The sequence below is a fragment of the Priestia sp. YIM B13552 genome (assembly GCF_042787775.1).
Lineage (GTDB): Bacteria > Bacillota > Bacilli > Bacillales > Bacillaceae_H > Priestia > Priestia megaterium_E.
In genome coordinates this window covers 103,475-123,320 of the sequence record NZ_JBHZOU010000003.1, presented here as the reverse complement: position 1 = coordinate 123,320, position 19,846 = coordinate 103,475, and the positions used below count along the sequence as shown (strand labels likewise).

Annotated in this window: 18 protein-coding genes; 2 read left to right on the top strand and 16 right to left on the bottom strand. The window is 39.3% G+C overall.

All coding sequences use genetic code 11. The features are described 5' to 3' along the window. Position 1: 1 nt before the first annotated feature. From ACFX40_RS12715 to ACFX40_RS12685, 7 genes are all read right to left on the bottom strand, one after another. Entirely contained in the window at positions 2-259 is a 258-nt protein-coding gene (locus ACFX40_RS12715; protein WP_377255139.1) for a YwqI/YxiC family protein, read from the bottom strand. Beyond that, complete coding sequence (locus tag ACFX40_RS12710) at positions 256-687, bottom strand: YwqH-like family protein (RefSeq protein WP_013057382.1); 432 nt, start codon at positions 685-687, stop codon at positions 256-258. The genes ACFX40_RS12715 and ACFX40_RS12710 overlap by 4 nt, the downstream gene beginning before the upstream one ends. A gap of 334 nt (positions 688-1,021) precedes the next feature. Beyond that, positions 1,022-2,416: an MATE family efflux transporter gene (locus tag ACFX40_RS12705; RefSeq protein ID WP_014459767.1), complete on the bottom strand. Its 1,395-nt coding sequence runs from the start codon at positions 2,414-2,416 to the stop codon at positions 1,022-1,024. Positions 2,417-2,570: 154 nt separating this feature from the next. Further along, complete coding sequence (locus ACFX40_RS12700) at positions 2,571-3,203, bottom strand: HlyD family secretion protein (protein ID WP_025751627.1); 633 nt, start codon at positions 3,201-3,203, stop codon at positions 2,571-2,573. Positions 3,204-3,232: 29 nt separating this feature from the next. Next, complete coding sequence (locus ACFX40_RS12695) at positions 3,233-4,888, bottom strand: MFS transporter (protein WP_028413057.1); 1,656 nt, start codon at positions 4,886-4,888, stop codon at positions 3,233-3,235. A gap of 193 nt (positions 4,889-5,081) precedes the next feature. Continuing rightward, positions 5,082-5,519, bottom strand: a complete 438-nt coding sequence (locus ACFX40_RS12690; RefSeq protein WP_014459764.1) for a MarR family winged helix-turn-helix transcriptional regulator — start codon at positions 5,517-5,519, stop codon at positions 5,082-5,084. 117 nt (positions 5,520-5,636) lie between these two features. After that, positions 5,637-6,398 (bottom strand): exodeoxyribonuclease III, encoded by a 762-nt coding sequence (locus ACFX40_RS12685; protein ID WP_098432964.1) that lies wholly within the window; start codon positions 6,396-6,398, stop codon positions 5,637-5,639. A gap of 171 nt (positions 6,399-6,569) precedes the next feature. Here ACFX40_RS12685 and ACFX40_RS12680 point away from each other — a divergent pair, with 171 nt between their 5' ends. Together ACFX40_RS12680 and ACFX40_RS12675 are read left to right on the top strand one after the other, a co-directional pair. Further along, complete coding sequence (locus ACFX40_RS12680) at positions 6,570-6,728, top strand: hypothetical protein (RefSeq protein WP_171843257.1); 159 nt, start codon at positions 6,570-6,572, stop codon at positions 6,726-6,728. A gap of 86 nt (positions 6,729-6,814) precedes the next feature. Further along, positions 6,815-8,074: an erythromycin esterase family protein gene (locus ACFX40_RS12675; RefSeq protein ID WP_377255135.1), complete on the top strand. Its 1,260-nt coding sequence runs from the start codon at positions 6,815-6,817 to the stop codon at positions 8,072-8,074. 36 nt (positions 8,075-8,110) lie between these two features. Here the strand turns inward: ACFX40_RS12675 and ACFX40_RS12670 are convergent, their stop codons facing one another. The 9 genes from ACFX40_RS12670 to ACFX40_RS12630 form a co-directional block, all read right to left on the bottom strand. After that, positions 8,111-8,584, bottom strand: coding sequence for a heme-degrading domain-containing protein (locus ACFX40_RS12670; RefSeq protein WP_098331808.1), 474 nt, complete (start codon positions 8,582-8,584; stop codon positions 8,111-8,113). A 13-nt stretch (positions 8,585-8,597) separates the two neighbouring features. Then, entirely contained in the window at positions 8,598-9,632 is a 1,035-nt protein-coding gene (locus ACFX40_RS12665; RefSeq protein ID WP_028408244.1) for an oxidoreductase, read from the bottom strand. Then, positions 9,629-10,399: a DeoR/GlpR family DNA-binding transcription regulator gene (locus tag ACFX40_RS12660; protein WP_028408243.1), complete on the bottom strand. Its 771-nt coding sequence runs from the start codon at positions 10,397-10,399 to the stop codon at positions 9,629-9,631. Before ACFX40_RS12660 ends, ACFX40_RS12665 begins: the two co-directional genes overlap by 4 nt. A gap of 274 nt (positions 10,400-10,673) precedes the next feature. Next, the gene (locus tag ACFX40_RS12655) at positions 10,674-11,765 is read right to left on the bottom strand and encodes a toxic anion resistance protein (protein ID WP_028408242.1); all 1,092 of its coding nucleotides are present in this window, start codon (positions 11,763-11,765) and stop codon (positions 10,674-10,676) included. Positions 11,766-11,783: 18 nt separating this feature from the next. Next, entirely contained in the window at positions 11,784-13,400 is a 1,617-nt protein-coding gene (locus tag ACFX40_RS12650; protein ID WP_377255132.1) for a YceG family protein, read from the bottom strand. Between the two features lie 94 nt (positions 13,401-13,494). After that, entirely contained in the window at positions 13,495-14,073 is a 579-nt protein-coding gene (locus ACFX40_RS12645; RefSeq protein WP_013057395.1) for a TerD family protein, read from the bottom strand. Positions 14,074-14,108: 35 nt separating this feature from the next. Beyond that, positions 14,109-14,687 (bottom strand): TerD family protein, encoded by a 579-nt coding sequence (locus tag ACFX40_RS12640; RefSeq protein WP_013057396.1) that lies wholly within the window; start codon positions 14,685-14,687, stop codon positions 14,109-14,111. 24 nt (positions 14,688-14,711) lie between these two features. Further along, on the bottom strand, positions 14,712-15,308 hold the full coding sequence (locus tag ACFX40_RS12635; RefSeq protein ID WP_102813976.1) for a TerD family protein: 597 nt from the start codon (positions 15,306-15,308) through the stop codon (positions 14,712-14,714). A gap of 285 nt (positions 15,309-15,593) precedes the next feature. Further along, positions 15,594-19,232 (bottom strand): multifunctional 2',3'-cyclic-nucleotide 2'-phosphodiesterase/3'-nucleotidase/5'-nucleotidase, encoded by a 3,639-nt coding sequence (locus ACFX40_RS12630; protein WP_377255129.1) that lies wholly within the window; start codon positions 19,230-19,232, stop codon positions 15,594-15,596. Positions 19,233-19,846: the final 614 nt, after the last annotated feature.

Genomic DNA, 19,846 nt, shown 5'->3' with positions numbered 1-19,846 from the left:
GCTACAAATGGATAATAGATTCGTCTTGTTCTTTTAGTAAGTCTACATTAGATTTTGTATCTTTTACGTTTTTGTTTAGTGCTTTTATATAAGTAGAAATAAGCGTTTGAATTTCTTCTTCGCGCGCTTCCCATTTCTCTGTAGTATCAAGGCTGTTTTTTCCAAGGTCAGGCATTTTGCTAATGGATAAATTTCCAATCGCTGTGCTGACTGCTTCAAGCTTTTTGATAACGTCAGCGTGATCAAGCTTAATTGTCATGAAAACAGCCCCCTTCTAATTTCACTAATCTTGTTTTCTACTGCGTCATAGGCTTCTTCACCTTTAGCTAATAAAGAATCCGCTTCTCCAATAACGGCGTTCAAGCCGCTCAAAGCTCCTTTTTCAGCTTCTAGCGCCCATATCTTTGTTTCAATTTCACGAATGTATCCATCGTAATCACCGTCTAAAATGCCTTTTATGTTGTCGTAGGCCGCCGTACGTTTTTCGTCAAAATCATCCGATAACGTACCCGTCCATTTGTCTCCCAGCTCAGGCTTTTTGATGTGTTCAATTTCTTTTAATGAAACAGCTTGTTCATGCTCAATTTTACTTTTAGCCGTTCTTAGCTTAGAAATTTTCCCTTCTACATCTGAGACTCTTCCAGATACTTCACCCAGCAGTCCGTCTAATACGCTTCCTAACCCCATATCGTTCCTCCTGTTCCGCACATTTCGAGTTTAATCCAATAATTATAAGTATAAAATTTGTCTCATTATAGCTAAATAGGAAAAAACTCTCTTTTTTATGCTTCTAGTTTCATGAATTGAGATAAAAATGAAAAATAAGAGAAAAAAGACTCATGTCTAAATGCGTTATCCAACCATATACCGTTATCTAAAACAAAGAATAAGTAGAATAAAACCATTCCTTTGTACTCATACCCGTTTTTCCCCACAAATTAAAGCTTTTTGCGTAAAAAGACCAGCTTCACTTCGTTTTTTTACACAGCAAAACCTCTGCACATCCTGCAGAGGTTTTGTTTTATACTTGAACCGGCGTTGGTTCTTCAGCTGTTTGTTCGTGCTGTATAAGTCCGTAGTTTTCCCATGCTCGGCTTTTCCAACGGAAAAACATAATAACTGCGCGCGTCCATTCATCGGCTGCGATGGCAAGCCAAATGCCAGCGAGCCCCATGTCTAAATGGAAAACGAAGAAATAACCGAGCGGCAAGCTCATCATGACCATCGACATCGCACCAATTAACACCGGATATTTGGCATCTCCCGCTGCCCGCAGCGAGTTAATCAGCACAATGTTCATCGTTCTTCCCGTTTCAAGCACAATGCTCAGAAGCAGCACCGTCGCCCCAAGCTCAATGATATGCGGATTGTCTGTAAACACGCTGATCAGCTGTGTTCTGAATGTCATCACAAGAACAACCATCATCATCGTTACGGCACTGGCCCATTTGACGCTTTTCCATACGCGATGGTACGCTTCATCTTTTTCGTTTCCGCCTACTAAACGGCCGACAATAATCGCTGTACCCATTCCAATTGCAATGGCAAATAAGTAAATGAACATTGAAATATTCATCGCGTACTGTCTCGCAGCAAGTGATTCTGCTCCTAGGTAGGTTGCATAGTATAAAAAGACAATTTGACAGCCTTGATACATCACTTGTTCAAAAGCCGACGGAATACCGATTTTTAAAATTTTACCAATATATTCTTTTGAAAGCGTAATGTAGTATTGAAATTTCACTCTATATTCCATCACTTGATACAGCAGCCAAAAGAACACAATAAGGGCAACGAATCGGCTGAACGCAGATGAAATCGCTGCTCCTTGCACGCCCATTTCCGGAAAGCCGAACTTCCCGAAGATTAAAGCATAGTTTCCTGCAATATGAAAAATGTTCATTCCAAGTGAAACAAACATTGCCTGCTTCGTAAAGCCATGTACGCGAATAATCGCTGCAAGAGAGTTAATAATCGCTTGAAGAAAAATAGCTCCTCCGACGATGGATAAATAGCTTTGTGCATACATCAGCACGTCACCTTGTAAGTTCATCGCTTCCATCATATGCCTTGAAAACAAAAGAAAACCCGCGCTAATGACTAGCCCGACTCCTAAATTTAACGTAACGGCCAAAGCAGAAATCTTTGACGCTTCCATATACCGTTTTGATCCTAAATACTGAGAGACAACAATTGCTGCTCCGTTACCAATGACCTCTAACACCAAAATCGCAATGTGAAGGTATTGATTAGCTGCTCCGACTCCTGATACGGCATCATCCGACAGCGCACTTAGCATAAAGGTATCAGCAATCCCCATTAACATAAAAAGAAACACTTCTAAAAAGATCGGCCACGTTAAGAAAAACAAATTCAGCTTTTCTTTTGGCCCTTTTTTTGTTTCGACCGCGGTCATCCCATCACCTTCTTTACCGATATCCAATTTCAAACAAGAAGTATCTTACCACACATTTCCTTTGTATACATCCCCTTTTTAGCACATTTTTTATTTTATTTGTTTAGGCATAAAAAAAGCCGCTCCCTTAGAGGAAGCAGCTTTTTTTCCGTTATTAAATTGAAATTTTCACTTCTGCGTTCATACCTGGAAGAACTTTATCTGATGCATCATCAATTGAAATTTTCACCGGTACTTTTTGCGTTACTTTTGTGTAGTTTCCTGTATTTTGAGCAGGAAGCATAGAAGACACTGAGTTTGTTGCGCGACCGATTGCTTCAACATGGCCTTTAAAGACTTTACCTGAATCTCCGTCCACTGTAATGTCGACGCTGTCTCCTTCTTCTAAGTCACCTAGGTCTGTTTCTTTAATGTTTGCATTGATGTAGATTTTAGATAAATCAGCTGTTTGTGCTAACACATCGCCAGCTTTTACTAATTGATTTTGAGATGCGTTGTTTTTAATAATTGTTCCGTCAATCATAGACGTTACGTCTGTTGATTTTTCGCCTTCTTTTAAGCTTCCAACAGAATCACCTTGTGAAACGCTATCTCCTTCTTTTACATTCCATTCGCTTAACTGACCGTTAGCTGAAGCGATGACTTGTGAAAGCGGTGCTTCTACCTGCGCTTCATCTGTTTTAACGTAATTTGCCTTTTCGTAGAAATAATATCCACCAAAGCCTACTAGTAATAAAATCACAATGATTCCAACAATGTTAGTAACCAATAAACGACTTTTACTCATCGGAATTCCTTCTTTCTATAGTTAGTATATTATACAGAGGTTTCTTCTGTTTGAGGTGCCGGCAGCATTTTTCTTTCTTCTTGCGGCTCAGCTTCTTCTTGAACCTCTTCTTTTTGAACAAGAATTCTATTTTCACCGCTCCACGCTTTACTTAGTGAAGCAATGAGCATAATTACGCCTAAAATACCAAGCATGAAAAATAAGTTGTGATACGCATGTAAAATCGATGCTTTTTTAGCGCCTGCTACAACAGCCGTCACGGCCGATGTTTTTGCATCTGCTTGACTCATTCCCATACCCATATAGCGTTTAATCATTTCAGACAGCTGCATCTTCACCTGAGGATCTACTGAGCTAATTTGACCTCGAAAATCTTCATAATAAATGGCGTTTTGTCGAACAACAAACCACCCAATCACAGGTGCCACGATGGCTCCTAATAAATTTCGAATGGAGTGCAGTGAAATCGAACGCATCGAAGCTTGATGTAAATCTCCGGCTAGTGCCGCTCCTAGCGCACCGGATACAAGTGCCATACTAACACCCATACCAAAGAGCATAATGTGAACATACAAGCTCACTAGTGATGTATCGGCTGATACGTTTACCCAGCTAAATCCTACAATGACAATGAGAAGTGATCCAATCGCTCCAAGATAACCTGGACCAAACTTGTCATACAAGAATGTCGTCGCAAATGCTGAAATCAGTACCCCAACAAAAAAGTATAAATAAAAATAGGAAAGCGTGGTGTACGATGCATTTTGCACATTTTGCATGACGCCATTAATACCTGCAATTGCTAAGATGTATGCCATATGACCGCCAATGGCCATAATTGTACCCGCAACTGGTTTTACGGCTAGCAGCGATTTTAATGGTACTAGCGGATTTTCAGCCGCTAAATCAACTAAGACAAAAATGACAACTAACCCTGCTGCAGCTAGTAAGAACGGCCACACTTGGATAGAAGCAAATCCTTCGTATCTTAGTTCATACAGTGGATAAACTAATAAAATCATAATAAGGCTAAGAATAAAGATACTTTTCTTATCCACTGGACGGTCTTCTTGCTGAGTTGGATCATGAGCAGGTAATACCTTATATCCGATAAACAGAGAGACAAGAGAAGCAAGTATTCCTAAAACAAACACCCAGCGCCAATTATCCATGCTAAGAGATACAGCACCTAAAAAGGCTCCAATCGCCGTTGAACCGAACAGTCCGCCGATCGCTAATACTAAAAAGAAGTTTCGGATTTTATTCGGAAACGAAATCAGCGCAGCTGGAATAATGGTTAAAAACAGCATTCCTGAGCTTAAGCCTTGAATCAGACGACCAAGGGATAAAAACGCCACATTTTCAGAAAAAACGTTGATAATCGAACCTGCTAAAAAGACTAAAACGAACGTTAAGTATGCTTTACGCACGCCATATTTTTTCGCAAGCATCGGACCAATTGGTACCCCAAGTCCAAATGCCAAGTTAGAAATAATAGATGGCAATAGTAAGCTTTGTGTACTCGCATCAAATCGATTTTGAATCAATACTTGATTGACCGTGTAAGATAAATTCAAAAAATACTGAGGGCCAATTGAAAATAGCGTTAAAATCGCCATAATTAAGTATTTAGGTACGCTTAAACCTTGTTTGTCGGAGGCTACTGCTGGATTATTCTGACTCATATTTATTCCTCCTTTTATTAAATTCTTTTCATATGACTAACAATTCCTTACATATTTTATTGTACAAGTTGTATCATGCAAGTTATAGCAGCACTACATATTATACATCTTTTAATGAAGAAATCAACTTCTTTGTTTCAACTTAAAAAGACTATTTTTCAATAGCCTTTTTGTTCATCTATATGTATTCGCTTTAACATCCATTACTGCGCCATCTTTTAAAATCAAGATTCAAGCGTGATAAACTTTTTTCCAGTGCCAAAACCTCTTCTTCCGACCAATTTTCTAACACTTCAGCATAGGCTTGTTTACGCTTGCTTTGTACATGCTGCAAAATATCTTTCCCTGCATCCGTCATTTCAATTAAACTAATCCGCCCATTTTCTGGACTCGGAAAGCGACGAACAAACTGTTTAGTCTCAAGCGCAGATACTTGCCGGCTAGCTGTAGATAAGCTCAGCTTTAAATTTTCAGCTAATGCATTAATCCCGAGCGGACTGCGCTGATCTAGTTCGCTTAACAATAAATACTCAGAACGGTCCAAGCTTCCAAGCTTAGGACTGTGCGTCGTTGTTAGACGAACAAGCAGCGCAATTTCGTGCTCAATGGTTTGCAGCGAGTCTCGCTTCACCTCTGTCTCCCCCTTTATCTCCTAGAACATTCTGTACTTTTCAATATGTTTACTATACCGCAACCGTTCGCGTGAACCAACCTTTTTTCCGTTTTTCTTCTATTATATAGAAAGATATCATAGATGGGGTACATTTAATTCTAGCATCACAGGACAGTGGTCGCTTCCCATTACATGCGGATGAATAGCAGCTTCTTGAATAACATCTTTGATTCTCTCCGATACGATAAAATAATCAATGCGCCATCCGATATTTCGTTCTCTCACTTTGTTCATATACGACCACCACGTGTATGCTCCTTCTTGATTCGGATACAAATAACGAAATGTATCAAGAAATCCGCTAGCAAGAAGCGTCGTCATTTTCCCTCGCTCTTCTATGGTAAAACCAGAATTTCCTCGGTTTGGCTTTGGATTACGCAAATCAATCTCTGCGTGTGCTACGTTTAAGTCTCCGCATAAAATCACCGCTTTACGGCTATTTAATTTGTTTAAGTACACGAGCAGATCGTCTTCCCATTGAAGCCTTTCTTCAAGCCTCGCTAAGTCTCTTTTAGAATTTGGCGTATACACATTTACTACATAGCATTGTTCAAATTCAAGCGTAATGATACGTCCTTCGTCTTCCGATTCTTTATCCACACCGTATGAAACCGATAAAGGCTTCTGCTTTGTAAAAACAGCCGTTCCGGAATACCCTTTTTTCACGGCATAATTCCAGTACTGATAATACCCTTCTAGCTGCAAATCAATTTGGCCTTCCTGCAGCTTCGTCTCTTGAATACAAAATACATCCGCATTCACTTCTTGAAAATAATCTAAAAATCCTTTTCGCACACACGCGCGAATGCCATTTACGTTCCACGAAATCAACTTCATAAACTTTTCACGTTCTCCTCACTCGATTTATGTATCAGTGTTTAGTGTAGACAATTTTTTGCATGAGTTCAAATAATTTAAAGCGTATACTTTTCTTTTCAAGGTATTCCTGATATTTCTTCTTATTTTATTTTCTGTACCTCAAACACTAGATACAAGAGGTGAAATATAATGTCAACAAACAACACGTATGAAAATAACGAAGAAGTTTCTGCTGTTTCTAAAAAAGAAGAGCACCCTACTAAAGAATGCGAAACACAGAATCAAACGGCGCTTACTAAAGAAGATTTTTCTTTAAATGATTCTGCCATTAAGCACTTTAGCAGGTAATTCATAAAAATAAAAACCCGTTAACTGGTAGCAAGACTTGCTTTCTCAAGCTCTTGCTATCCATTTCTTAAACATAAGGTGGTCGTATGCTAAAAACCATTCAAATGATAGAAGCCATTAAAAAACATTCTATGCCTTTTGCTGATGTCGATGACTTACTGCCGCTTATTAACACAGCAAGCCGCGCTCAATACGTACTTCTTGGAGAAGCCTCTCACGGCACATCTGAATTTTACGAAATTCGAGCAGCTATTACGAAAGAATTAATTCAGCATTATGATTTTTCCTTTATAGCAGTGGAAGGAGACTGGCCTTCATGTTTTGAAGTTAATCGCTACATTAAAGGATATACAACTCAGTACGCCGATGCCGAAGATGTCTTAAAATCTTTTAGCCGCTGGCCTTCATGGATGTGGGCCAATCAAGAAATAAAAGAATTGATTGAATGGCTTCGTGATTATAACAACAACTTGCCAGCACATCAGCTAAAAGTAGGTTTTTACGGCTTAGATGTATACAGCCTGTGGGAATCGATGGAAGCTATTATTGAGTACTTAGAAAACAACCACGCTTCTGATGCAAAGAAAGCGAAAAAAGCCTTTGAATGCTTTGAATCTTTTCATCGCGAAGCACAGATGTACGGAATTTCTTCTGCCTTTTACGGAAAAAACTGCATGGTAGAAATCTTAGAGCTTTTACAAACCATTCAGCAAAAGAAAGATACCTATACTCATGAGCCTGAAGCTGCGCTTAGTATGCAGGTAAATGCGCTGGTAGCAAGCAATGCTGAAGCTTATTATCATACGATGATTACCAACGACAATGAATCGTGGAATATTCGCGATCGTCATATGGTAGAAGCTTTAAAATATATTCAAGCTTACTACAAAGATAGCGCTAAAGGAATTGTATGGGAGCATAACACTCACATCGGAGATGCAAGAGCAACGGACATGAAAAGCAGCGGCATGGTGAATGTAGGTCAGCTTACCCGTGAAGAATACGGACAGAAGCATGTTTACGCCGTCGGATTCGGAACTCATCACGGCACGGTCATTGCTTCTGATAGCTGGGGTAATCCTCATCAGGAATTAACCGTTCCTCCAGCTATAGAAGGAAGCTGGGAAGATGCCATTCACCGAGCAGGTGCTTTTGATCAATACCTCATGTTCACAGAGGAAAACCGAACATTTTTTCATTCAACGATAGGCCATCGCGCCATTGGTGTTGTATACGACCCAGAGATTGAACAATACGGAAATTATGTTCCTTCTCGCTTGTCAAAACGATATGATGCTTTTATGTATGTAGAAAAAACACACGCCTTATCGCCACTCATCTTTTAATGAAATAAGCGGACTTCCAACGAAGTCCGCTTATTTTTATTGCAAAAAGCTACGAATCGTATCGGTCACCAGTGCATGATCTTCTTCTTGTGACATGCCTGATACGGTGATGCTTCCAATTACGCCGACGTTTTTAACCAAAATTGGAAATGACCCGCCTACCGCTTCGAATTCCTGAGGGTTCGCTGCATAAAACTGCGCGTAAGAACGATCTTTTAACTCGCAGTACAGCTTCATATAATACGAGCTGTGATGGTGACGAAGAACGGTGTTTGATTTTCGTTTAATCCATTCTTCATGATCGGGAATCGCCCCTTCCATCGCATGATGAAAAAGTGTTTGACCATTTCGTTTAATACTTACAGTTACTGCCTTACCCTTGCTTTTTGCTTCATTAATAATGGCCGTGCCGATCTGTAACGCCTGGTCATTTGTAAATTGATAAAAGATCAGTTCTTTTTCCTGTTGAACTACTTTTTCAAGCAGCGTCTCTACCGAATGATTACACACTGTTTCTCGCTCCTTAGTTAAAATAAACCGCTCGTTTTTCCTTGCTGCTTTCAAATGCCGCTTCGATAACTTTAACCACGTCACGAGCTTCTTCTGCTGAAACCGGAAGCTCTTCTCCTCGAAGCAGGCTGTCGGCAATTTTTTGATAATACGTCACATAAGAACCGTGCAGCGTTTGAATTTCTTTCGTTTCGCCTTCGCCAGTTGTCAGCTTCCCGTAGTGTTCAGGGCTGTCGGCTCCCCACGTATCGTCCACAGGCTTCTTGCCGGCTCTTAGCATATCTTCTTGGCCGTCAATGCCGTATTTAATATAGCTTGCTTTTGTTCCGTGAACTTGAAAGCGCGGCCCGTTGCTTGGCACAATGGCACTTGAATGTAAAATAACGCGAAGAGAACCGTATCCAAGCACTACGTGGAAGTAATCATCCGTACGTGCATGATCTCGCTGACCAAATACATCAGCTTGAACAAATTCAGGCATTCCAAAAAGGTGTAAGGCCTGGTCTATTAAATGAGATCCTAAATCGTAAAGCGCTCCTGACCCAGGCCCTTCATTTTCTCTCCAACGGTCTCGAACAGCTGGACGATAGCGGTCAAAATGAGCTTCATACATTTTAACGTCGCCTAATTTCCCTTCTTCAATCAGCTGTTTCACCGTCAAATAATCATTATCCCATCTGCGGTTATGATAGACGCTTAATTGAACATCTTGTTCTTTTGCTAATTGAATTAATTCATTTGCTTCTTTTTCTGATACGACCATCGGCTTTTCAACAATTACATGCTTACCTGCGCGTAGTGCGTCTTTCACCATTTCATAGTGCATGCCGCTAGGCGTTGTAATAATAACTAAATCAATGCTGTCATCTTCTAGAAGTTCAGATAGAGTGCTCACTACTTCAACATCCTCTAAGTCACTCTTTACTTTTTCAGGATTTGAACTCATTACCTTTGAAATATGAAATTCTTCTAACACGCTTAAAAGCGGCGTGTGAAAGACCGTTGCTGAAAATCCGTATCCTACTAATCCTACTTTTATTTTCTTCATTGTGTTTCCTCTCCTTTATCAAAATCTGTTACGATAAGCCGCACTTGATTTTGTTCTATTTTTTCTTTTACATCCGCTTCTGGCTCTTTATTTGTGATTAAGATATCAATATCGCTCATATCACATACTCGATGTAAAAATTCACGTTCAAACTTTGTATGATCCGCAAGCATAATAACTTGTCTTGCGCATTGAATCATCTGTCTTTTTAAAAACGCTTCTTCTTCACTTGGAGATGTAATACCAGCTGCACCAACGCCGCACGTACCTAAAAACAGCTGATCTACTTTGTATTCCTGCAACGTAGAAATCGTTCTTGGCCCGGTGACGTTACGGTTTTTCCCGTTAAACTTGCCCGGCAGCAAAAACGTATCACACGCTGTATATTGATCGAGCAAATCCACATTATCAATGGAATTTGTAATAACGGTTACATGCTTTACATCCATATACTCCGCCATCAGTGCGATGGTAGAAGACGTATCTAAAAGCACGTCATACCCCTCCGACATTAACGAAGCTGCTTCTTTAGCAATTTGTTCTTTCGCTTTGGTAGGCGTTCGTTCACTGTAATCAATGATATGACTTGACGATAGCGTCGCTCCGCCTTTAACTCTCATAACCTCGCCGTTTTCTTCAAGCTTGACTAAATCACGCCTCGCCGTATCTTTTGAAACGGTAAACATATCGCAAATTTCGTCTAATGTAATCGTGCGGTGTGTGTGAAGGTATTCAATAATCGCACTCATGCGCTGCTCTTGATACACCCGAATACCCTCCTTTTTTACTTTGATATGAGCTAATTGTAGCGCAAAGAAAAGTTAAAAACCAGCAAAAAACTTAAAATAATTAAGTTTTTTGCATTTTTAACTTAAATTATAAAAGTACATAAACGTCTTCTGGAAATAACTATCTTATTTTGGATAATACTTCTTTTATATCTGATACCCTTTCACGCTTTTCACTAATCTCTTATGGTTAAGACTTCCAGCAAACGTATAGGCAAAAAAAGCGAGAATCATAAAGATTCTCGCTTTTTCGTTACATCTTATGTTCAAGCGCTTTGAAGTTTTCTTGAAATTGTTCCAAGCGAACAAGTCCTTCTTCACGAAGGCGTTTGTTTTCTTCTTCGATTGCTTTTGTTTCCTGCATTCCTTTCATAATAATATTCCACGTTTGTTCCATCGTTTCTACTTTTACGCTGGGCGCACCCGACATTTTGGCAATTTTAACGCTTTGCTGTGAAATGTTTTCTGCATTGCGAATGAGCAGTTCATTTGTACGTTTGTCTAATTCGTTCATAGACTCCGCTACTAAATTTTGACGTTTTGCTGCGATTGCGTTAATGAGTCCATTTTTAAAAATAGGAATCGTTGTAATAAACGCAGAATTAATTTTGCCAATCAGCTTTGTATTTCCTCGCTGCAGCATACGGATTTGAGGAGCGGATTGATAAGATACTTGTTTTGCCATTTCTAAATCATATAATCGCTGCTCCATCAGCTCAACCGCATTTTTTAAGGTTTGAAGCTCCATTGCCGCCAGCTGATTTCCACTCGACGCTCTTTCTTCAAGCACCTTTAGCTCTTGTTTTAACTCTTCTACTTTTACTTCGCCCGCTACAATGTATTTTTCAAGCTCTATATAATACTGATAGTTTTGCTCGTAAAGCTGTTCAAGCGTCGTGGTTGAATGCTTCATTTCGGTTTCATATTTTGTAATCTCTACATACACTTTATCAATTTCAGAGCCCATCGTTTCATATTTTTGAAACAGCTTATCCACCATTTTTTGACCGCGTTTAAAAAGCTTAGAGAAAAACCCTTTATCTTCAACAAAATCTTTTGCATCAAATTTGTCCATAATCTTTCCAAGCTGCTTTAATAATTGACTTGACTCTTCCATGCTAGACGATTTAATTGTACTAAGCACTTTTCCGGAAAACGAGGAAATTTCATTGGCTGTTTCTTTCCCATACTCAAGTAAAGCCAGCTGATTTTTATAATCAATTTGTTCTGCTAAGCGACGTACTTCCGGCTCTTCTCGCAGTTTTGCTTTTACTTCATTAGGCTTTGTTTCTAAAACTTCTTCGGCTTCGTTTACATCTAAAGGCTGTAATTCGTTTGTTGCCATTTAAAAACCCTTCTTTCTTTAAAAGATTCGTTTTAACCATTTTTGAATGAGCGACGGCTCTTTGAATTCTTCATTAAAGCTAATTTCTTCTAGCCAATGTATATCGAAATATTTTTCTTCGACAAACGCTTCTATATCTATTTGACCGGTCGGATTAAAAAGAACAATGTCAACGCCAAATTCATTTAATAGAAGCAGTAAAGCTGCATCTTCACGCGTAAACGTTTCATGTTCATTTCCGTGATAAATAATGAGCCGAGGGACGTGCTGCGTATAATCAAATTTTTGAAGCATGCGAAGCACGTTGTTTGGAAGCTTCAAAGACTGATTAAACAAGTACATTTGATGCTGATACGCATCTTCATGATCCAACCGAAGGAGCTTTGAATGTGCACAGTATCTGGAAATAGCTGCAGCTAGCCCTTGTTGAAGCCCGATAGGCAGCTCTTTATAGCGCCACCAGTTGCTTTCAATCATTTTATCTGGACTGAGTGTCCCATCACTTCTGAGAGCGCCTTGGTAGTGAAAGTGATTATTTCCTTCTATTTTTTGGGCAAAAGGAACAGAGTCAACAGTAAGAGCTAACTCATTTTCTGTTTGCATGAGCTCATGCACTTTACTCCAGTACTCTTTTCGGTTTTTGGAAATGCCAAGCACTTTTGAAAACAGAACCGGCACATGTACATATGGCTTTGACACTTCAAAATTAGGACGAATAAACGCCCGTTCTCTCATTAATAAAAAAATCTCATCATACGTCGTTTTAAGAGTAACTGAAGTTGGAAAATACGAACGAAATTGCCACGGTTTATACAGCATAGACTCCTCTGAATGAAGCACTTGCTCAATTTCTTGAGAAGCTCGAAATGCTACCGTACCTTTTCGAACCGGCTTATCCGTTGGAAAAGGTAAAAGCGAGCTAGTAGAAGGAAACGTATAAACCGTTGTTAAATGTTGATTCTTATCTACTTCTTTTAAATGATCCTTTCCCTCTGGATGAAAGGTAAGGACGTCAAAACCTAGTAAAATCAAATAATGAAGAAAATACTGCTCGCTTTTATTCGCATCTCCATACCACATGATGCGAGGCGCGTGTTCAGGAAATGCTTGATCGACCATCCAAGACTTCACGTGATTCCACTGCCACTTTATTAAATCGATTAATAAGCGTTGAAAATGCCCGTCCATAAAGCCCTCTGCGTGCTGTTCTTTAAAACACGTTAACGTTTCAATAAATTTTTCGCGTATTCTTCTATGTATAACGGGATTTTCTGACTTCACGATCAGCTTTTTTCCTTCTAAAAAAGCAAACAGTCGATTGACAGAAAGACCGCGTTCTTCTTGATTAATTTTAAGAATCGTTTGTACTTCTTTTAATCTATCATTTGAAATGGACTTATCAAGCTTATCGTGCAGGACAAGGATCGATGATGATGAATGCGCAAGTTCATAAAGAAAAGCTGCGTACTCGTCCGCATCAAGATGGGTGCCTACATATCTTCCTGCCACTTGTTTATAGGAAATTTGCTGCTCATTTTGTATAAAGTCACCTCGCAGAGAAACATCTTGAGAAAAAAGAGAAGTTCCATTTTGCTCGTTAAGATTAATGATATGAGGATCAATTAGTTTACTCACGCCTTACAGCTCCTTTCTTTTCAGACATATACATGCTAAAAAGAAAGGGTACTCGTTAAAGCACCCTTTCTTTTTCATTTATCCCATGCCTTTTTTATACGGATAATCCGTAGTTGCGGCAAAGGTCGGCCAAGCCACCGGAAAATCCGCTGCCAATGGCATTAAACTTCCAGTCGTTTCCGTGCTTGTATAGCTCGCATACAACGACAGCTGTTTCGATTGAAAAATCTTCACCTAAATCATAGCGCAGTACTTCTTCATTTGTTTCAGCATCAATCAGACGAACAAACGCGTTGGATACTTGTCCAAAGTTTTGTCCGCGAGCATCTGCGTCGTGAATCGTGACGCTAATTCCGATTTTTTCAACGTGGTCAGGAAGAAGAGAAAAATCAACGGCTATTTGCTCATCGTCTCCATCTCCTGCACCCGTACGGTTGTCACCGGTATGCTCCACAGCGCCATTTGGACTTTTTAAATTGTTGTAAAAAACAAACTCTTCGTCATTTACAACCTGACTTGATTTATTGGCTAAAAATGCACATGCATCTAAATCGAAATCCTGAGATCCAGCATATTTATTTGTATCCCACCCAAGACCTACTATTACTTTTGTTAAGCCTGGGTTCGTTTTGGTTAGGTCAATGCGCTGACCTTTTGATAAAGAAATTGACATAAAAATATCCTCCGTACGTTTTCTTACTTTAATGATTAGGCGTTTAAACCAAAGTCGTTGACAAGTGCCGCTAAGCCGCCTTGATAGCCGCTGCCAATAGCATTAAACTTCCATTCTCCGCCGTGTCGGTACAGCTCTCCTACTACAACGGCTGTTTCGATCGAGAAGTCTTCACCTAAATCATAACGAATTAACTCTTCGTCATTTGTTGCATTTAAAATACGAACGTAGGCATTGCTTACTTGGCCAAAGTTTTGACCGCGCGCCTCCGCTTCATGAATCGTAATGGTAAACGCGATGCGTTCAATAGATTGAGGCACATTTTTCAAATCTACTTGAACCTGCTCATCGTCTCCTTCACCTACGCCTGTACGGTTATCTCCGGTATGCTCAACCGCTCCGTTTGCACCCGTCGTATTGTTGTAAAAAATAAAATCAGATTCTGAAGCGCATTTTCCCGCTCCGTTTAATAAAAAGACAGATGAATCTAAATCAAAATCGTTTCCACCGTCATACTTATTTACATCCCATCCAAGACCTACTACTACGTTTGTTAATCCTGGATTCGTTTTTGTTAAATCTACTTTTTGTCCTTTTGAAAGATTAATAGCCATTTCGTTTCCCTCTTTTCTAGTTGTTTATTTTGTATATTTATTTGCAATTTCAGCCAATCCAGTATCTCTCGTTGCATCTCCAGTTGCTGAAAACTTCCATTCATTCCCGTCTCGGTAAATTTCACCTGCAAATAAAGCTGTTGCTCCTGAATGATCTTCAGATAGATTAAAGTAGACAAGCTCTTCGTTTTTAGCGCTGTCTACAACGCGAATAAACGCATTTTTAATCATACCGAAATCTTGGTTTCGCTCAACACACTGATAGATGTTGACCACAAACACAAGTTTATGTACGTTTCCAGGAACATTTTTCAAATCAACAAAAATTTGTTCATCGTCTCCTTCACCTGCTCCGGTAAGGTTATCGCCTGAATGCTTAACGCTCCCACAGTTACTGTGACGATTTCCAAAATACACAACGGCTGAGTTACTTACAAGCTTATCGTTTGAATTTAGCATAAGAACAGATGCATCACAGTCGATGCTTGGTCCGTTTCCTCCGAAACCAAAAAAGCTGCGTTTTTTTACAGGATCCCATCCTAATCCAACTGTAATAGAAGATAGGCCTTCTCTTCCTTTTGTTAAATCAATTTTTTGACCTTTTTGTAGATTAATAGCCACTTTTATTTACTCCTTTACTATAGCGAACACGTTCTTTTACAGGTTCTATATAACTTTACATAATAGCGTAGATAAATGAAAAAATAGTGAAATCTTTGATACTATTTTTAACGTTTACGTAAGTCTTCTTATGGAGAGAATACCACAATTTGGTGATTGTTTCAAAAATTAAGCTATGTTTTATAACGTAAATTCATTGACTGAGAGTTTAAAATTTAAGTTAAACTATTAAAAAAAGACTGTCTCTAAACCGGAAATCCGAGTTATGAGACAGTCTTTTTTGGCTTATTGAGCTATTTTTAAAGTAGGTTCTTGCTGTTCAGCTGTTTTAGCAGCTGCCACGTTTTGAATACGGCCTTCAGCTTTGTATTCAAACGGGCTCTTAAGTGTTTTAATATAGTTTACCGTTGCTTGTAAATCTTCTGGTCCCACTTCCATATCTGACGAAAGTGCACCAATACCATATTTTTCATTTCCGTACATGTAGTTATTCACTACTACCGTGTATTCTTTTTCTTTGTCGATTTTACTTCCATCTGGTAGCGTAATATCGACTACTTTATTTGTGCTTCCATCCCACGTATAGTTAAAGCCTGCAATATGGAAATCTAGTCCGGATGATGTAATTTGATTGTTTAACACCGTTTCTAAATCTGCTCCGCTTAGCTTTACTTTATTTAAGACGTTGCCAAACGGCTGAATCGCAAACAAATCACCGTATGTTACGTCACCTGAATCAAGCTGTGAACGAACGCCTCCGCCATTCATTAAAGCAAAGTCAGCGTTCATTTCTGCTTTCATGCCGTCAGCAATTAAGTTTCCAAGTGCGATATCCCCTGTTGCTCCGCTAGACGGATAGCCTTTTGCTAAATCAGTAGATGACTTTCCAACCACTTCTGCTTTAATAGGTGCCGCTAAGTCTTCATATTTTTGCATAATCTTTGAAACTTCAGGATCTGGCGTATAGTCTTTTTGATATACGGTTACAATTTTTGCATCTTTTTTTACGATGTCACCCGTATTATCGATTTCAACGTCTACGTCAGAAAACGCTGAGCCGTATGAATAAGCTTGAACAATTAGTTTGTTATCTACTACTTTGTTGTTGTATACGTGATTGTGAGCTGAAAAGATCACGTCAACTTCATCATCAACTTTTTTAGCGATATCTGCTGCATCAAACTCGGTAGACGTTCCATTTTGATTAGATGGATTATGAGCAAGTACTACAATGGCTTTAATACCTTGCTTTTTCAACTCTGCCGTGTATTTATCAATCGCTTCTGCTTCGTCCGTAATTTTTAAGTTTTCATTTCCTTTACGAACAATCATGCTTGGCGTTTCTTGTGTGACAACGCCGATAAAGCCGATTTTCTTGCCGCCTACTTCTTTTATTGCATAAGGCTCCGTAATTAATTCATTAGTTGAAGTATCATAAGCATTTGCCGCTACAACCGGGAAATTCATGCCGTCGTATCCTTTTGTGCCTTTTGGATGGTCTCCGCCTTCAATCATACGGTGAAGCTCAGCAATGCCTTCATCAAACTCATGATTTCCAAGCGTACCCACATCAAATCCAAGTGATTCCATCACTTCAACCGTTGGCTCATCTTGAAACAGCGCTGAAACTAACGGGCTTCCGCCAATCATATCTCCAGCATGAACTAAAAGCGTATTCGGATTTTCAGCTTCTTGTTTACGAATAGCTGCTGCTGTATATTTCATATTTCCAGCTAAAAGCGCTTGGCCATTTGAATTGATTTTTGTATCTGTATCGAGCTGACCGTGCAGGTCGTTCATGCCTAACAGCTGAACCTTTGTATTATCTTTTGATTCGCCGTTTAAATTAATTTTGTAAATGCCGAATCCTTTGTCATCCGTTTTATTTGTATACGTAATGTTGCTTCCTTCAGTTAAATAGCTTTCTCCGCGCGGTGAGCTTGTGAACGTCACGTTAGCCGTTCCGTTAATTGGTGCAATGGACCAGTTATCGTCAGCTGTTGGTGTAATTTCTTTTTGCTCGGTGATGTAGTCCATTAGAATTTGACGGTTTTCATCCGCTGAATCCACCACGAGCTCGCTTCCTTTTAGACCAGGGAAGTTTCCGCCTCCGCCAGCTCGGTAGTTATTTGTCACAACGATAAACTCTTGGTTCGGATCAACCGGCTTGCCGTTATACGTTAAGTTAACAACGCGGCTTGAATCTCCGTGAATCACGTTTCCATTCACATCGTATTTTGCTGGTTTTGTGACGTCGATTTGGTATTGAACGCCGTCAATTACGTCGAAGTTATAAACAGGGAAGCTTGGGTTTAATAATTCCTGCTCTTCTGTTTTGTTCGGTGTAATTTGATTAAATTTACCGGCAGACATATCAATCCAGTCTTTTACAACAGAACCTTTTACTTTAACCGCTTTTAACGTGTTGTCATATAGATACAGGTCGCCAGCGCTTCGGATCGTTAAGTCACCTTTTTTAATTTCCGTATATTCATCAACGCCGTTTCTTCCTGCTTTAAAAGGCGCTCCCACTGATAAAATCGGAAGGTCTTTATATTCCGGCTTGTTTTGAGAAACGTATTTTTCTACGTAATCTTTTTGTGCATTTGTTACCACTTGAATAGATGGATCATCTTTTACAAGAGAAAAATAGCTGTGAATATCATCCGTCGTTTCACCAATTGGTGTGTTCACATATTTAACCGTTGCATCGTGATCTTTTTGAACTGCTTTAACAACACCTTTATCCGGTTCTACCGTACTTTGCGTAACCGTTTTCCCTGACGCATCTTTTACGTCTTTATACGTTTCACGCGTAGACGATTGAGAGCTTACTACTTTCCATTTTCCTTTTTCTTCTTTTAACGTTAAGTCAATTAAGCCAAGTGATCCTCCGCCGTAACCTGCTTGAACAGCGGGAACGCCGTTGATCGTTCCTTTTGCATTATCAACGCCAGGAAGAGGCTTTTTATCTGCTCCAAGGAACAAACCGTCTAGCGCAGCTTCCGTTTTAGCAGGGAAGACTTTATGCGTGTGTGAAAACGTAATAGCGTTAATGCCTTTTACTTCACTTAATGAGTAAATGACATCTTCCGTGTTTTGCTTGTTGCTGCTAAATCCAGAGTGAGCCATTGCAACAACTACGTCTGCACCTTTTTTCTTCATTTCCGGAATATATTTGTTGGCTGTTTCTACAATGCCTTTTGTAATGACTTTTCCATCAAGGTTTGCTTTATCCCAATCGTTAATTTGAGGAGGCACAAAGCCAATGAAACCAACTTTAATCGTTCGTTTCTTTCCATTTTCATCGACGACTTTTTTATTCATAATTTTATAAGGCGTAAATTTATTTTTATCATTTTTCGGGTTGCTGTCATGATCATCAACGTAGACATTGGCATTTATGTAAGGGAAATTTGCATCGTTGTACGCTTCTGTTAAGAAGTCTAATCCATAGTTGAACTCATGATTTCCAAGCGTTGCAATATCGTAATCCAGCTGATTCATTGCTTTAAATACAGGATGAACTTCACCTTTTTTCAGCGGGTTAATCTTGGCTTTATACGTGCCTAGAGGCGTTCCTTGAATGAGGTCTCCGTTATCTACTAATAAGCTGTTTTTTACTTCTTTTCGAGCATTTTTGATTAAGGTAGCGGTTTTAGCTAAACCTACTTTTTCATAAGGGGCGTCTTTGAAATAATCATAGTTTAATAGATTCGTATGAACGTCGGTTGTTTCCATCAGGCGTATGTTCACAAGCGCATCTTTTTTATTGTGGCCTTGATGCTTGCTTTGTTGTGAGCTTTGTCCAGGATGACGTTCTTCCGCTCCTGCCTGTGTAGTTAAAAGAGGCATAGATAATAGAGAAAGTGCCAGTGATGTGGATAGGATTTTCTTCGTTTTACTGCGAGTATTCTTTTTCATCTACCATTCACCTTTCAAGTAAGTTATCATCGCTATAAATCTAGCAACTGTTCAAAAATAGTATAGCAGAAAAGATTTATAAAGGATGTAAATTTTTTGATTTTTTAGTAAACCATTTGTATGCGTTTTATTAACTTTTTGTAAACGGAAAAAATTTTTTTAGTTTCTCTCTTCAAAACCAAGGACTATAGTTTTTATTAATTGGATGAACCCTCCTTTTAAAATGAGTCTTATTACCTAATACATCAACGTTCCCACGCCCCCTTTTCATTCAAAAAAAATTTATTTCAAGCGGTGTGTATATATGTACTATACATAGGATATGAAAAGCAGACATTAAGTTTGTCACAGCTTCTAACAAAATTTCGTAGATGTAAAAAAGAAAGAGAAGGTTTTTGCCTTCTAATAAATAGATATATTTATATAATTTTACATTTATAACAAGAAAACGATGTTGAGTCATAAGACATAACTACATCAATCGAATCTAAAGGCGAACAAAGAGGATCAATGAGCTAGTATGAATCGCTTGTGACACCGCTGTGGATTTCCGTGCAAGACTTCGCTTTCCGCGGGCGGCCGATGAGCCTCCTCGTCGCTTGCGCTCCTGCGGG